This window comes from Algoriphagus sp. Y33, from assembly GCF_014838715.1.
Lineage (GTDB): Bacteria > Bacteroidota > Bacteroidia > Cytophagales > Cyclobacteriaceae > Algoriphagus.
This window is the reverse complement of record NZ_CP061947.1, coordinates 3,141,476-3,155,308: the sequence shown is the minus strand read 5'-3', so window position 1 is coordinate 3,155,308 and position 13,833 is coordinate 3,141,476. Positions and strand designations below refer to the sequence as shown.

Below are 13,833 nucleotides of genomic sequence, written 5' to 3'. Positions count from 1 at the left end.
CCCTAATGAGCCATTTCAATAAGACTAAAATTCTAGCAACTATAGGCCCCGCTTCAAATAACTACGAAACTATCAAAAGCCTGGCAGCAGCCGGGTGCCAATGTGTTTCGTCTGAATTTTTCACACGGTACTCATGACATTCACGGTGAAGTAGCGAAAATAATCAGACAAATCAATAAGGATGAAAACCTTAACCTTGGGATTCTCCAAGATCTCAGGGACCAAAAATCCGTGTGGGCGAAGTAGAAAACAACGGTGTAGAGATTAAGTCGGGAGAGTTGATCACCATTACAAATGATCCTGTAATCGGTACTAGCCATTTGGTCAGCACTGTGTATCAAAACCTTCCGAATGATGTGGTTACAGGGGACAGGATTTTGATTGATGATGGAAACCTGGAAGTAAGGGTGAATGATACCGATGGAAAAAATGTTAACTGTACAGTAATCCATGGAGGAATTCTGAAATCCAGAAAAGGAATAAATCTTCCTAACACAAAAGTAAGTGCTCCTTCCCTCACAGAAAAAGATATAGAAGACTTGGCTTTCGGCTTGGAAGCAGGAAGTTGATTGGATTGCACTTTCTTTCGTAAGAACAGCTGCTGACATTATCGATCTTAGAGAAAGGATAGAAGCGAAAGGCAAAAGTTTGTAAGATAGTAGCCAAGATAGAAAAGCCTGAAGCGCTTGATAATATTGACGAAATCATTGAAGCTACTGATGCAATTATGGTTGCCCGCGGTGATTTGGGGGTGGAAGTTCCTATGGAAATCGTACCTCTCTGGCAGAAAAGAATCGTTGAAAAATGTAAGCTTGCCTGTAAGCCCGTGATCATAGCCACTCAGATGATGGAAAGTATGATCGTGAATCCACGCCCCACCCGTGCTGAGGACAAATGATGTAGCCAATGCTGTGCTTGACGGTGCAGACGCAGTTATGCTTTCGGCGGAAACGGCATCAGGAAAATACCCGGTGAATGCAGTGAAGCTATGAGCAGCATCATCAGCTATTTGGAAGAGAATGCTGAGATCTATCACAATCTCTACAAAATCCCTGAGGATGGACAGTACATTCTTAAGCAACAACTTGATCCTGATGGCTTCCAGACTTTCCCGAAATGTGAAAGCTAAGGCAATCGTAGGGATTACTTCTTCCGGTTTCACAGGATTTAGAATAGCTTCTCATAGACCGTCTGCAAGTATTTTTGTATTCACCAGAAACAAGTCTTTGATCACTCAAATGAGTCTGGTGTGGGGAGTACGTGCCTATTTATATGAGAATCAGGTTTCAACTGACGCTACCTTTACGGATATCGAGAATACCCTGAAAATGATGATCATGTGAATACGGGTGATATTATCGTAAACACAGGCAGCATGCCGCTAAAATCAAACGCAGAACCAATATGCTTAAAGTTCATATAGTAGAATAAGCTTGTAGGGAAATCGCCATTAACCATCCAAATCGAGAACCCCGAAGGATTTTAGAGTAAAAGCGATTTCTGAGGATAAGCTTGTACCGAGCTGCTTGATAAGATCAAAAAAGAGACTCCAGAAATGGAGTCTCTTTTTTGATCTTTAGTCTGTGTCTCATGCCTTGAATCAAAGAGCAAAGATGCTTTCTGACTTCTTTTTAGAGATATTCGCCACAAAACTATCTGAAGATTTCTATTAATTCTAGATACAAGTCATAAGACTTGCACCAATTTGGTGTTGTTCACTGTTTACTGACTACTGCGACCTGAATACTGATTTTATTCTACTCACCCTTTTCCAAAAATCTCTTCTGGGCCTTTAGGGACGACCATCATAACTTTTTCTTTTTCTACCATTACCGAACCCGCAGGAGAGCCTTTTACTTTTCTCACGTACTTGGCTTCTGTATGGATCACAGGAGCGAGTGACTCATTCTTATTCTTGGAGTAAAAAGCTGCCAGGGATGCTGCGGTCTCCAGCACGCTCATAGGGATGCTTTTAAGACCAGAGGTCTTGATTAGCACATGTGACCCAGGAACCATGCGAGCATGCAGCCAGATGTCATCTTTTTTCGTGTAGCCGCGAAGCATTTCATCATTTGCTTGGGCTGACTTTCCTACCCAGATAGAGAAGCCCTCGAATTCAAATGGTTTGAAAGGTAATATCACAGCGTCTTTTTGGAGAACCTTATCCTCTCCGTGAGATTTCTTGTAGTTTTTCAGTGCCCTAAAGTCCTCAATGGTGTTCAGTTCTTCTAGGTTGGATTCGAGCTCGGCTGCTTGCTTGATTTTTGCTTCAATTGTCTTTTGCAGCTGTTCCCATTCCAGTTTCCTGTTTTTACTTTTTCTGTATAAGGAGGTCGCATGATCCTGTGGTTTTTGATTTGGCTTGAGTTTGACCGATACGGTTTCTCCAGTATAAAAATCCATCAGCTCTGCCTCCAATTTCCCTCCTTGGAATTCATGAAGATTCGCCATGATCACATCCGCAAGTTGGGAGGGAGAAGGGCTGTTGCGCAGTTCTTCCAGTTTTTGTGTGGATTTTTCGATGTATGAGTTGGTTCGTTTGAGTTGCTCTTGATATTTTTTGAGGAGCATGTTTTTTTCCTTCTCAAAGGTTCCCCTAACCAGCGCCAGATAAAACAACTCATTGATTGCCTGGATAGGGTTGGCGAAACGTTTTATCGGATTTTCTTCCGGCAGGAGGCTCAGATGGATTTCTCCGTTTTTTTCTGCCAAAGAAAAAAGGGGAGTGTCCAATATGTCCAACAGCTCCTGCATAAGCTTCCATTTGTCCGCCAGTTCAGCTTCTGGATAGTTTCTTTCTTTTAGCCAGTTTCTCGGAACTGCACCCAGGGTAGGGAGAAATTTGGAAGCATTCCCCTCCTGAGATTCAAAACTTTCCCGGCTAAGATCATAGCTTTGTTCAATGAATTCCAGTCCAAATCCCTGTCTTCAGTGATACCGTTTCTGAACAACTTGACCGGAGCAGTTTTTCCTTCTTCGTAAAGCAGTACATTACTTCTGTTTGCGTGCAGTTTGAATAGGAGAATCTTGCCTGAACTTAGTCTCAAATAAAAAGCCCGCTCAAAATTAAGTACGTGGCAAGCAATTATTTTTTCTCCAATCAATTCTTTGAACAGATCTATGCTGTTTCGTTTTGCACGTTGGAAATTTTCAGGGAAAGAAAAAATAGATTTGAGGAGGAAGAAAATGTGCCCGAATGTATCGTGATTCAGTTTGGTCTTCAGTTTCTATGATCAGCTCGTCCTTGTTCTGGGAAAAACAGGCACTGATTGTTTTGCCCAGGAATACTTTTTCAGTTCAGGGCACAGGTATTTCAGGAAATGGTAATTGAGATGCATTAGCCCAAAGTTAGCTGAAGGCCGTCATAGGCCAAAGCTATTCCTTCGGGTAATTCCTGATCCACGGAACCATGCAGACCGAGTTTGTGTGAAATGTGGGTGAAATAGGTCTGTTTCGCACCGACTTTCCGTGCAATTTCTATAGCTTCTCCCAAGGTGAAATGTGAAATATGGGATTCTTTCTGCAAGGCGTTGATGACCAAAATCTCAGTGCCTTCGATGAGTTTGAAAGAGGCTTCGGCGGATATAATTGGCCATCCGTGATGTAAGTGAAATCTCCGATTCTAAAACCTAAAACGGGTAGCTTGTAATGCAAAACCGGAATAGGTGTGATGGTGATTCCTTCAATTGTAAAAGGATTTTCATCGATCTCTATTGTCTCTACCTGCGGAACGCCGGGATACCTTTTTCCTGTAAAAATATACGCAAATTCACGTTTGATTTGTTCCAGCACCTGAAGCCTTCCAAAGACCGGCATGTCCTTTTGTTGCTTAAAGTTAAAAGGTCTGATATCATCCAACCCAGCGGTGTGGTCCTTGTGCTCATGGGTATAGATTACCGCATCAAGCTCGGTGATTCCCGCTCTGAGAATCTGACTTCTGAAGTCTGGACCTGTGTCAATTACGATACACAATTCGCCGATTTGAATATAAACTGAGGCTCTGAATCTCTTATCCCGAAAATCCAGTGAGTTGCATACAGGGCAGTCGCAACCGATCACGGGGACGCCTTGGGAAGTGCCGGTTCCTAAAAAAGTTACTTTCAAAATTTCAACTGGGTTTGTCTCAGCTCTGTGAGAAAGTCATGGTTTGCTTTATCCTTGAAGTCTGCAGGATCTAGATTCAACTCGATCAGGATGTCTACAAGGGCATTGATTTTGCCTTCCAGAGGGAAATATTTGTTTACGATTACGATTTTGGCATCATTCAACACACAGTAGCCGGATTTGAAGTTACCCTTTTCGTAGCGCAGCATATAATCTGATGAAGCGAATAGATTTTCGAGTTTGTCCAAAAAATGCTTGGTGTGTTTTATAGCCATAATCAACTCAGAAATTTCTTTACAGTAGCGAGTAATTTATCGTAGTCAAGCGGTTTTTGGATGAAGTCATCAAAACCCAATCTTCTGAATTCATCCATTGTGTAGTTGTGCATATTGCCCGAAATAGCAATGATCGGAAGCTTTGATTTGGAGGGATCATTCATTTCACGAATTAGTTTGGTGCAGCTAGTCCCATCCAACACAGGCATGTTGAGATCCATAAGAATAAGATCAAACTCCTCTTTTTCCAACATCTCCAAAACCTGTTTTCCGTTTTTGGCAGCTTTCATTTGATAATTTTCAAAAGAGAGAATGCTTTTAGTCAAGTTGATGATAACGGAACTGTCTTCCCCTACAAGAATTTTTTTTGGGTTGTTCATGTGCTAAAAGTAGTTTCTTCTTTGATATAATTCTCAAAAATAACACGCTCATTTTTTAGTTTTATTAGTACTGTTTCCAAAGTTTCCCAGTCTTGGGACCGTACTTTCACATGGGCCTCACTGGATAAGCGGTAAATGGCATTGGCCCCCAAAGAACCCGAGTTACCTTTTACCGTGTGCAGGTGTTCAATCAGAACTTGTGATTCTCTGCTTTGAAACGCAGTGTCTATCAGAGGGATCAATTGATCAAATTCTTCTAGAAAATCCACATATATAGCTTTAATGGAATCTTTGGGGTTGTGTTTCAGCAGCTGATAATATATTTTTTATCCAAGACTAACCCTTCTTCCCCTGTAGTTACTTGATGATCTACATTTTTAGTTGAAGGGATGTGGGAAGAGATGACGTCCATTAGTTCTCTCGGTCGGATCGGTTTGGTGATCAGGTCGTCAAATTCCATTTCCAAAAAACACTTTTTGGTAGATTCGTCGGAATAGGATGTAATCGCTATGATGGGACACTGAAATGGAGACTGGCGTCTGATAATCTTTGATACAGTGATCCCATCCATTTCCGGCATTTCAATGTCGATGAGGATCAAATCAAATTTATCCTTGCAAGCCTTGTCTACCGCTTTCACACTCGTTTTAACCGCCTCGAAGTTATATGATTGTCCGATCAGGTTTTCAAGAAGCTTTCGGTTCAAGTCATTGTTGTCCACAATCAACACCTTATTGTTTTTCATGACTTTACTTCGGATTTTTGCTTTCAGCTAATCACATTTATTTTGTCAAATCAACCCTACTTGATCTTAGTGGTGGGAGCCACCGCAGTCGGCAAGACCGATTTATGTATAAATCTAGCCAAAAAATTCAAAACTGAAATTGTGTCCTGTGACAGCAGGCAGTTTTACCGTGAAATGAATCTAGGAACGGCAAAACCCGATTTAGAAGAATTAAGCCAAGTTCCGCATCATTTTATAAATAGCCTGTCAATAGAAGAGGAATATGATGTCCGAAAGTTTGAACAGGATGCATTGTTTTTGCTTCAGGAGTTGTTTGCAAAGTATCAAACGGTGATCATGACAGGAGGCTCCGGATTGTTTGCCGATGCTGTCGTAAATGGGATGGATGAAATGCCGGAGGTTGTACCTGAAATCCGTGCTGGGATAATTAAGGAATACGAGGAAAAGGGCTTAGTTTTTCTGCAAGATGAAATAGCCAAGAATGATCCCGAATATTTTGAATTGGTAGATCGAAAGAATCCCCAGAGATTGATGCGGGCTTTGGAAATATTCAGAGGGACCGGCAAGAAATTCAGCTCTTTTCGGGTAAAGTTAAAAAAGCCTCGCCCGTTTGAAGTCATCAAAATCGGTTTGGAAAGGGACCGGCAAGAATTGTATGCCAGAATAGATCAAAGAATGGATCAGATGATAGCAGCGGGATTGTTTGATGAGGCTGATGCGCTCTTTGGCAAAAGACATTTGAATGCGCTTCAGACAGTCGGCTACTCAGAGATCTTCGGATATCTTGAGGGAAAATATGATAAGGAGGAAGCTGTCCGGTTGTTGAAAAGAAATTCTCGTCGCTATGCCAAGCGGCAGATGACGTGGTTTAAGAAAGATGAGGCTATAAATTGGTTTTCTCCGGAGAAGCAGGAAGAAATTCTAGCATATATACAAGCTCAGATTTTCTGAAAACTTCCGATTTTCCCCACCCAATTGTAGGGGGCTTTTTTTAGCAGTGCGTTGTATTGAATACGGTTGACTTTAAGTTCCCGGATGATTTTAAGTGCTTTTTCAGTAGTGTTTTTTTCTATCTGCCTTTCCTTTAGCGCAGCTATTAGCAAGTCTGGATCAGACGAATCTTCCACCAAGATGCCCAGAGCCGGATTTAAGGAATTCAACTTAAAGAGGAGCTCTTTCTGATGATTGAGTTTGCGCTGTAAGGCATTTTTTACAGTGAGAAAAAATAGGAGGCATCCGCCTCCCAACATGATAAATAGTGGTATAAAGCCCATCTTATATACTGCAAATTTTCATTAATTTAAGATGATCTTCGATCAGGTGCTTTGTTTTGCCGATGCAGTCAGCGAATGGGGTGAATACCACTTCTTGATTGACAATCCCTGCCATATGATACTGATGGCCGGCAAGTAGCCCTTCCACCGCAGACATTCCACATCGGCTTGCTAACACGCGGTCACGCGCTGTTGGATTTCCTCCCCGTTGAATATGACCCAGTGTCGTGACTTTAAAATCCTTTGCGGGATCATTCAGTTTTGTTTTCACTTTTTCCATAATGGTCTGGGCATTGCCCGCATCATCGCCTTCAGCTACCACAATGATGCTTGAGGATTTGCTTTTTCTAAGGTTTTTCAGTGATCTTACGACATCGTCCAAGTTAGTTTTGGTTTCAGGAACCATCACAAATTCAGCTCCACCGCCAATTCCCGATTCTACGGCGATAAATCCGGCATCCCTTCCCATTACTTCGATAAAGAAAATTCTGTCGTGGGCGGCGGCTGTGTCCCGGATTTTGTCGATCGCTTCCAAGGCAGTATTCACTGCAGTGTCAAATCCAATGGTGTAATCCGTGCCATACAGGTCATTATCGATAGTTCCCGGGCAGCCGATGGTAGGAATGCCATATTCTTCAAAAAATATCTTGGCTCCCGTAAATGTACCGTCTCCACCTATTGCCACCAATCCTTCGATGCCATGGGCAGTAAGATTATCATAAGCCTGTTTTCTCCCCTCAGGTGTTTTGAATTCCATAGATCGGGCGGATTTCAGGACAGTTCCGCCACGCTGTACTATATTACTTACCGAATGAGACTGCATGCGCCTGATTTCGCCATCGATCATGCCTTCGTATCCGCGATAGATTCCATATACTTCCAGTCCTTTGAAAATAGCTGTACGAACGACTGCTCTCACACAGGCGTTCATGCCGGGACTATCCCCTCCAGAAGTAAAAACTGCTATTTTTTTCATATGTCTAATTGTCTTTCAATGGTCACCCTGAATAGTCGGGACAGGCTATGGAATCTCGCACGGCGTATAATCATGCCTCCGTGTGATCGCATACCTACGGGATCACGCTCGATTTCATATTCCTAGATTTAATACCCAAAAATAGGAATTAAAGAAAGAATGCTCTCAGTTTCTTAAATTATTAAACTTTTAATAAATACTGATTTTGTGAAGGGGTTGAATTCCAGCACTAAAAATCGAAAGTGGGCTTCCTCCAAATTCTAATCCTTGCTAATTCGTTCCATTGGATCCGGCTACTTATGGATATGAGCCTCAGTTCGTAATTGCTGTCTACAAAAATAAAACCCATATCATCTTAAGTTGATTAGAAAAACAATATACCTAAATACGAACCCTAATGGATAGTCCGAGTTTAATCGACAATTCATGATTTGGGGATTTTTAGTGGCCTTATTACATTAGGGATTTCTTTTCCTATATTTGACTACCTAGTCAATCCAGCAACCGGGGTGACGGATTTTTGAAAACACGACCAAAGCAGACCTTCTGAACTATGACTTACCTGGGAACCAAGATACGGAGCCAAGGGCTTATTTATGCGTCAAATAGCCGTACATATCGAGGTGGATACCGCCTTGGTATGCCAATCGATCTGGGAAAATGGAAAGCCCAACCACATCATATCCCGAAAATAACCGCCATTCTGGGAAAGGATGAAAAGGGGCTGTCTACGCTTTGGCTGGCTGATAGGGGCCAGGATGCGATCCAAGGTGAAAGGGAAGTTTTGGAAGCACTAAGGTTTGCAGAGAATATTTTTTCTCAAAAGACGAGATAAATGGACAAACACTTCATCTACAAATACGACGACCTTTTCAACCCTACCCTGAAAGCACTGAAAAAGCTTGGTGACTCTGGGGCGGTAAGTGAGATCGAAGAGGAAGTGGCTCAACTTTTAGGCCTGACCGAAGAAGCCATTAATGAAGGTCATGGGAAAGGGAATACCACCAAATTATCCTATAGACTTGCTTGGGCGAGGAATTATCTGAAACAATACGGGCTCTTAGAAAACTCTTCCAGAGGAGTATGGGCTTTGACTGAGGAAGGGCAAAAGGTATTGGAAGTCAACAAGGAAAAAGTTAAACGGGCTGTTGTCAAAAAAGACCGGGAACAGCGACTTGCAAAAAAGGAAAAGGACTCTCCTGAACTTCAATCCACTACTGAGGAAATTGAGGGATTTTCTTGGCAAGACAAGCTGCTGGACACGTTAAGGAGCATCCATCCCGATCAGTTCGAAAGACTTTGTCAACGACTCTTAAGAGAATTGGGGTTTGTTAATGTGGAAGTAACCGGAAAGACCAATGACGGTGGAATTGATGGAAAGGGAATAATACGGATTGGAGGGGTGCTCTCCTTTCATGTGGTATTTCAGGCCAAACGATACCAGGGATCGGTTTCTTCTTCTGTGATTCGGGACTTTAGAGGTGCGATGAGTGGCCGAGCCGACAAAGGCCTGATCATGACCACTGGGAGTTTTACCAGGGAAGCCAAAAAAGAGGCGCAGCGGAACGGTGCTATTCCCATTGACTTGATCGATGGAAATGACTTTGCAGAAAAACTAAAAGAGCTAAAGCTGGGTGTAAGCGTCGAATTGGTTGAAGAAGTGAAAATCAAGCCTGAGTGGTTTAAGAATATTTAAAAGGAACAGCATGTCAGAAGATCAAAAGAAAATTTTAGAAAGTCAGCTTTGGGGAATTGCCAACCTGTTACGAGGTAAAATCAGTGCCGATGACTACAGGGATTATATCCTGGGCTTTATTTTTTACAAGTATCTTTCAGAAAAACAATACCTCTATGCCAATGAACTACTTGTCGGAGAAGAGGTAACGGATTACAAGGAAGTCGCCGATCAGGATACACTGGAAGCTATTAAGGAAGAATCCTTGCTGAAACTGGGATACTTCTTAGCGCCTTCCCAATTGTTTTCCGTTTTGGCGGCCAAAGGAAATGCGGACACGGAAAGTGAAAGCAACTACATACTGGAGGACTTAAAGTCTGTACTGAACCATATCGAGCAAAGCACCATGGGCACAGAATCAGAAGAGGACTTCAATGCCTTGTTTGAAGATTTGGATCTCAACTCCACCAAAATCGGCAGGACTGTCGGTGCAAGAAATGAGATTATAGTCAAAATCCTCTCCCATCTGGACAAGATCGATTTTAAGCTCAGCGATATGGATGCCGATGTACTGGGGGATGCTTACGAATATATGATTTCTGAGTTTGCCGCCGGAGCGGGTAAAAAAGCAGGGGAGTTCTATACCCCTCAGCAGGTTTCCAAAATCCTGGCGAAAATCGTTACTTCCGGTAAAGAAAAAATCAAGTCGGTCTATGACCCTACCTGCGGATCGGGATCCCTGCTCCTGCGGGTGGCCAAGGAGGCCGATGTGAGCGAATTTTATGGGCAAGAGCTCAACCGTACTACCTACAATCTGGCACGGATGAACATGATCTTGCATGATGTCCATTACCGCAATTTTGACATTCGTCAGGAGGATACACTGGAAAATCCACAACACCTGGGTCGACGTTTTGAGGCGGTGGTGGCCAACCCTCCGTTCTCAGCGCATTGGAAAGGGGATGACAATCCCTTAAACTCCACCGATGAGCGCTTTAGCCAATATGGACGATTGGCACCGAAAACCAAGGCTGATTACGCCTTTTTGCAGCACATGCTACACCAATTGGCCGACAATGGCGTGATGGCCAGTGTATTCCCTCATGGGGTGCTGTTCAGGGGAGCTGCCGAGGGACATATCCGAAAGTACATTGTCATGGAAAAGAACTGGTTGGATGCCGTGATCGGCTTGCCTGCCAATATCTTTTACGGTACCTCCATCCCCACCTGTATCATGGTGCTGAGCAAATGTCGTAAAGTTGATGACAATGTCATTTTTATCGATGCCAGTGGGGAGGACTGTTTTGTCAAGGAAAAGAACCAGAACGTGCTGCGCAATTCCGATGTAGAACGCATCGTCAATACCTACCGCAATCGAGAAACCCTGGACAAATACAGCGCAGTAGTCACCCTAAAGGAGATCGCCGAAAATGACTATAACCTCAATATCCCCCGTTATGTGGATACTTTTGAAGAGGAGGAACCCGTGGATCTCGATACTGTCATGAAGGAAATCAAGACCCTGGAAGCCCAGCGTGCGGAGCTGGATCGGGAAATCGCTGGATATTTTAAAGAGCTGGGGCTCCAGTTTTAATTATCAAAACAGTCAGAATATGAGCAGCAACAGCCAACTTTTACTATACCAAAATGCTGACGGTACAATAAAAATTGATGTCCATCTGGAAGACGAAACAGTCTGGTTGACAATCGAGCAAATGGCTACGCTTTTTCGAAAAGGAAAGTCAACCATCAATGAGCACATTCTCAATATTTACAAAGAAGGTGAATTAGAACAAAACAGCTCCATGAGAAAAATCGGGATTTCCGATTTTTCTACCAATGAAAAATCGGGTTTGGAATATGAAAAATACAGGGATACACAAAAATCCATCGAAAAGGAACAAAGCCTCAAAGAAATCGAGGAAGATATTAAACGGTTGCAAAAATAGGCGATAAAATATCCTCAATGTTTTCAGCTAAGAAAAAGAAAATCAATAATGAGCAAGAATAACAAATCGGTAGGCAATTTTCCCCCTTTGAGATTTAAGGGGTTTGGGGGAGAGTGGACTAAAAACAGTCTTGGGAAATTTGCGGAAATATTTGATGGGACACATCAAACTCCGAAGTATGTGAAATTTGGAATTCCGTTTGTAAGTGTTGAGAATATTGGTGATTTAGCAGGAACAGAAAAGTACATAACACCGGAAGCTTTTGAAACTGAGTATAAAATCAAGCCCCAAACTGGTGATATTTTAATGACCAGGATAACGGCTGGTATTATAGGTTCAACAGCAATAGTTAAAAATGATAACCCTTTAGCATACTATGTCAGCCTAGCTCTAATAAGAATAAAAAATGAGAGCCTCAAAGTTGAATATCTCAATCATTTTATTTCTACAAGCTTTTTTAAGCGAGAACTCCACAAGCGAATTATTCATATCGCATTTCCCAAAAAGATAAACCTAGGAGAAATCAACCACTGCTTTATTACGGTGCCTGATGAGTGTGAACAGCGAAGAATAGCATCTTTCCTTTCCTTAATTGGCCAGCGTATCCAGACCCAAATCAAAATCATTGAGGAGTTGAAGGCTCTAAAATCAGGGTTAAGTAGTAACATATTTATGCGAAAAGTGAAACTGGCTGAGCATGAAGAAAAGTGGGTACCAGTTCAACTAAAGGAAGCTCTTACCATTCCTGAAAAAATCAAACCCTCTAACATTGATAAAAACAAGTTGCTAACAGTCAAACTCCATCTGAAGGGGATATCCAGAAATGACAACTCTGATACACTATCAATTGGTTCGACAAACTATTACGTTCGAAAAAAAGGGCAACTAATTTACGGAAAGCAAAATCTTTTCAATGGTGCATTAGCTATAGTATCCGAAGAGTTCGACAGTTTTCTCAGCTCAGGTGACGTCCCTGCATTGGACATTATTAGTTCAAAAATTGATCCAGAGTTTCTATTCCAATATATCAGTAGACCCTCTTTTTATAAGCGCCTTGAATCAATAGCAAGTGGTTCAGGAAGCAAACGTATCCATGAGAATGATTTGCTTAGCCAAAGCATTACAGTTCCTTCCATCGAAGGACAGCAAAAAATCGCTTCCATCCTATCCGCAATCGACAAAAAAATTAAACTCGAAACCAAGCACCTAGAGCTTCTGAAACAACAAAAGCAATACTTTTTGCAGAACTTATTTATATAAACAGGCTTTGCAAAAAGTACTTTTTCTGGTTTTGGTATTGGGCCAAAATTTGCTTTTCGGACGCTATTTTCTTGTCGATAGATGAGAGGAAATTGGCGATTTTGGTTTGTTCAGCAGGATTGGGTAATAAGATTGTTAGTTTCAGTAGCTCAATTTTTGACAAATTGAACCTAGTGCTTCCTTGTGCCAGTTTGACAACTAGGGTTCTAAACATACTACTTCTAAACAAGTACTTAGCAAATAGTGGATTCAGTTTATTCAACGAAGTGGGTCTGTAGCCAAAGCAAAACTGTTTAAATAAACATCTTCTACTTCTTCCAACAAAACAGAGCTCATACCAACTTCTTCAGGAGTTTCAGAAGAAACAGTAAAAAAAACATCTCCCAATTTCACTTTAGTTTGCCCCTCATTTTCCGGGACATTAACAAAGCCGCTTTTAGATATGTCAATGCTCGAAGAATCAAAAATCTGTTTATACTGAATATACCTCTTGCCCACGCCGAAATCCTCTTTGGTTTTTCCAGTAAGTCCATTATAGGTTTTTCCAATTTCTTCCAACCTCTTCTCCTCCCAATCCGGGAAATCATTCCCTTCATCATCTTTAAACCTTATCTGCTGAGAAAAGATCTTTTGCCGGAGACCGGACATTAGGGTTTCTAATTGTTTAATGATTTTGATTTGGGCTTCGATTTGCTTATCCAAGGTTTCTAAGAAGGCTGCTATTTTTTGTTGCTCAGTTTTATCTGGAACAACCAGTTTAAATCTGAGAAGTTTAGCAACTGACAGTCCTGGTTGTGCAGAGGATTCCGACAATCTGTTTAGGTTGTAATACCTTAACCTTTGAGCTAGCCATTCTGTATCAGATTCATCATTTGCCATTCCAGCAATCGCATGCTCTGAAATAAATGCTTTACCATAAGATCGGTTTATATTCCCACAAAGAGCCCCCTGTCTTCCAATCAGTAAATAGAACCCATCATGAGTAAATGTATCAGTAAACCCACGAAGACCGTTCCCTCCATAAACGGGATAGTTACCATCGTCATTTATATGCGCCGACGTAATTCCAGTTCCACTCTTAAATTCTTTAAATAAACCTTCAAGCCTTTTCTCAACCCACTCCTCCCCAAACCCCTTAAATCTCAAAGGGGGAAACTAGGAGAACACCCATCCCTAAGGATTTAAAAATTCGATT

General features: G+C 41.9%; 18 protein-coding genes and 1 pseudogene. 7 read left to right on the top strand and 12 right to left on the bottom strand.

Translation table 11 applies throughout. The features are described 5' to 3' along the window. Nucleotides 1–5 precede the first annotated feature (5 nt). Nucleotides 6–1,431, top strand: a pseudogene (pyk, locus tag ID165_RS12705) (pyruvate kinase). A 330-nt stretch (nucleotides 1,432–1,761) separates the two neighbouring features. Here pyk and ID165_RS26755 read toward each other — a convergent pair. The 8 genes from ID165_RS26755 to ID165_RS12675 form a co-directional block, all read right to left on the bottom strand. Beyond that, the gene (locus tag ID165_RS26755) at nucleotides 1,762–2,754 is read right to left on the bottom strand and encodes an NFACT RNA binding domain-containing protein (RefSeq protein WP_255505227.1); all 993 of its coding nucleotides are present in this window, start codon (nucleotides 2,752–2,754) and stop codon (nucleotides 1,762–1,764) included. A gap of 47 nt (nucleotides 2,755–2,801) precedes the next feature. After that, on the bottom strand, nucleotides 2,802–3,104 hold the full coding sequence (locus ID165_RS26750; protein WP_225587117.1) for a hypothetical protein: 303 nt from the start codon (nucleotides 3,102–3,104) through the stop codon (nucleotides 2,802–2,804). A gap of 233 nt (nucleotides 3,105–3,337) precedes the next feature. Then, nucleotides 3,338–3,526 (bottom strand): hypothetical protein, encoded by a 189-nt coding sequence (locus tag ID165_RS27120; protein WP_370539753.1) that lies wholly within the window; start codon nucleotides 3,524–3,526, stop codon nucleotides 3,338–3,340. Continuing rightward, a complete protein-coding gene (locus tag ID165_RS12695; RefSeq protein ID WP_370539752.1) occupies nucleotides 3,478–4,104 on the bottom strand; it encodes an MBL fold metallo-hydrolase in 627 nt (208 codons plus the stop codon). The genes ID165_RS27120 and ID165_RS12695 overlap by 49 nt, the downstream gene beginning before the upstream one ends. Beyond that, nucleotides 4,101–4,379, bottom strand: a complete 279-nt coding sequence (locus ID165_RS12690) for a hypothetical protein (protein ID WP_192351140.1) — start codon at nucleotides 4,377–4,379, stop codon at nucleotides 4,101–4,103. Before ID165_RS12690 ends, ID165_RS12695 begins: the two co-directional genes overlap by 4 nt. Nucleotides 4,380–4,381: 2 nt before the next feature. Further along, nucleotides 4,382–4,759: a response regulator gene (locus ID165_RS12685; RefSeq protein WP_192351138.1), complete on the bottom strand. Its 378-nt coding sequence runs from the start codon at nucleotides 4,757–4,759 to the stop codon at nucleotides 4,382–4,384. Beyond that, on the bottom strand, nucleotides 4,756–5,028 hold the full coding sequence (locus tag ID165_RS12680) for an Hpt domain-containing protein (RefSeq protein WP_192351136.1): 273 nt from the start codon (nucleotides 5,026–5,028) through the stop codon (nucleotides 4,756–4,758). The genes ID165_RS12685 and ID165_RS12680 overlap by 4 nt, the downstream gene beginning before the upstream one ends. A 35-nt stretch (nucleotides 5,029–5,063) precedes the next feature. Next, on the bottom strand, nucleotides 5,064–5,504 hold the full coding sequence (locus ID165_RS12675) for a response regulator (RefSeq protein WP_192351134.1): 441 nt from the start codon (nucleotides 5,502–5,504) through the stop codon (nucleotides 5,064–5,066). Nucleotides 5,505–5,546: 42 nt separating this feature from the next. On the opposite strand from ID165_RS12675, the gene miaA reads away from it, so the two are divergent. After that, nucleotides 5,547–6,455 (top strand): tRNA (adenosine(37)-N6)-dimethylallyltransferase MiaA, encoded by a 909-nt coding sequence (gene miaA, locus ID165_RS12670; protein ID WP_192351132.1) that lies wholly within the window; start codon nucleotides 5,547–5,549, stop codon nucleotides 6,453–6,455. Here the strand turns inward: miaA and ID165_RS12665 are convergent. After that, nucleotides 6,443–6,778: a hypothetical protein gene (locus ID165_RS12665; RefSeq protein WP_192351130.1), complete on the bottom strand. Its 336-nt coding sequence runs from the start codon at nucleotides 6,776–6,778 to the stop codon at nucleotides 6,443–6,445. The two genes, miaA and ID165_RS12665, sit on opposite strands and share 13 nt — an antisense overlap. Before the next feature lies 1 nt (nucleotide 6,779). After that, nucleotides 6,780–7,754: a 6-phosphofructokinase gene (gene pfkA / locus ID165_RS12660; RefSeq protein ID WP_192351128.1), complete on the bottom strand. Its 975-nt coding sequence runs from the start codon at nucleotides 7,752–7,754 to the stop codon at nucleotides 6,780–6,782. A gap of 553 nt (nucleotides 7,755–8,307) precedes the next feature. On the opposite strand from pfkA, the gene ID165_RS12655 reads away from it, so the two are divergent. From ID165_RS12655 to ID165_RS12635, 5 genes are read left to right on the top strand one after another with little or no spacing between them, the layout of a single operon-like run. Further along, the gene (locus ID165_RS12655; protein ID WP_192351126.1) at nucleotides 8,308–8,589 is read left to right on the top strand and encodes a hypothetical protein; all 282 of its coding nucleotides are present in this window, start codon (nucleotides 8,308–8,310) and stop codon (nucleotides 8,587–8,589) included. After that, nucleotides 8,590–9,450 (top strand): restriction endonuclease, encoded by an 861-nt coding sequence (locus ID165_RS12650; RefSeq protein WP_192351124.1) that lies wholly within the window; start codon nucleotides 8,590–8,592, stop codon nucleotides 9,448–9,450. Between the two features lie 10 nt (nucleotides 9,451–9,460). Beyond that, the gene (locus tag ID165_RS12645; RefSeq protein ID WP_192351122.1) at nucleotides 9,461–11,023 is read left to right on the top strand and encodes a type I restriction-modification system subunit M; all 1,563 of its coding nucleotides are present in this window, start codon (nucleotides 9,461–9,463) and stop codon (nucleotides 11,021–11,023) included. 19 nt (nucleotides 11,024–11,042) lie between these two features. Beyond that, entirely contained in the window at nucleotides 11,043–11,378 is a 336-nt protein-coding gene (locus ID165_RS12640; RefSeq protein WP_192351120.1) for a hypothetical protein, read from the top strand. Nucleotides 11,379–11,426: 48 nt separating this feature from the next. Continuing rightward, on the top strand, nucleotides 11,427–12,638 hold the full coding sequence (locus tag ID165_RS12635; protein ID WP_192351118.1) for a restriction endonuclease subunit S: 1,212 nt from the start codon (nucleotides 11,427–11,429) through the stop codon (nucleotides 12,636–12,638). Here ID165_RS12635 and ID165_RS27115 read toward each other — a convergent pair. Both ID165_RS27115 and ID165_RS12625 read right to left on the bottom strand, forming a co-directional pair. Further along, nucleotides 12,631–12,900, bottom strand: a complete 270-nt coding sequence (locus ID165_RS27115) for a restriction endonuclease subunit S (protein WP_192351508.1) — start codon at nucleotides 12,898–12,900, stop codon at nucleotides 12,631–12,633. The genes ID165_RS12635 and ID165_RS27115 overlap by 8 nt on opposite strands. Beyond that, nucleotides 12,897–13,784, bottom strand: a complete 888-nt coding sequence (locus ID165_RS12625; protein WP_192351116.1) for a restriction endonuclease subunit S — start codon at nucleotides 13,782–13,784, stop codon at nucleotides 12,897–12,899. The genes ID165_RS27115 and ID165_RS12625 overlap by 4 nt, the downstream gene beginning before the upstream one ends. Nucleotides 13,785–13,833 lie beyond the last annotated feature (49 nt).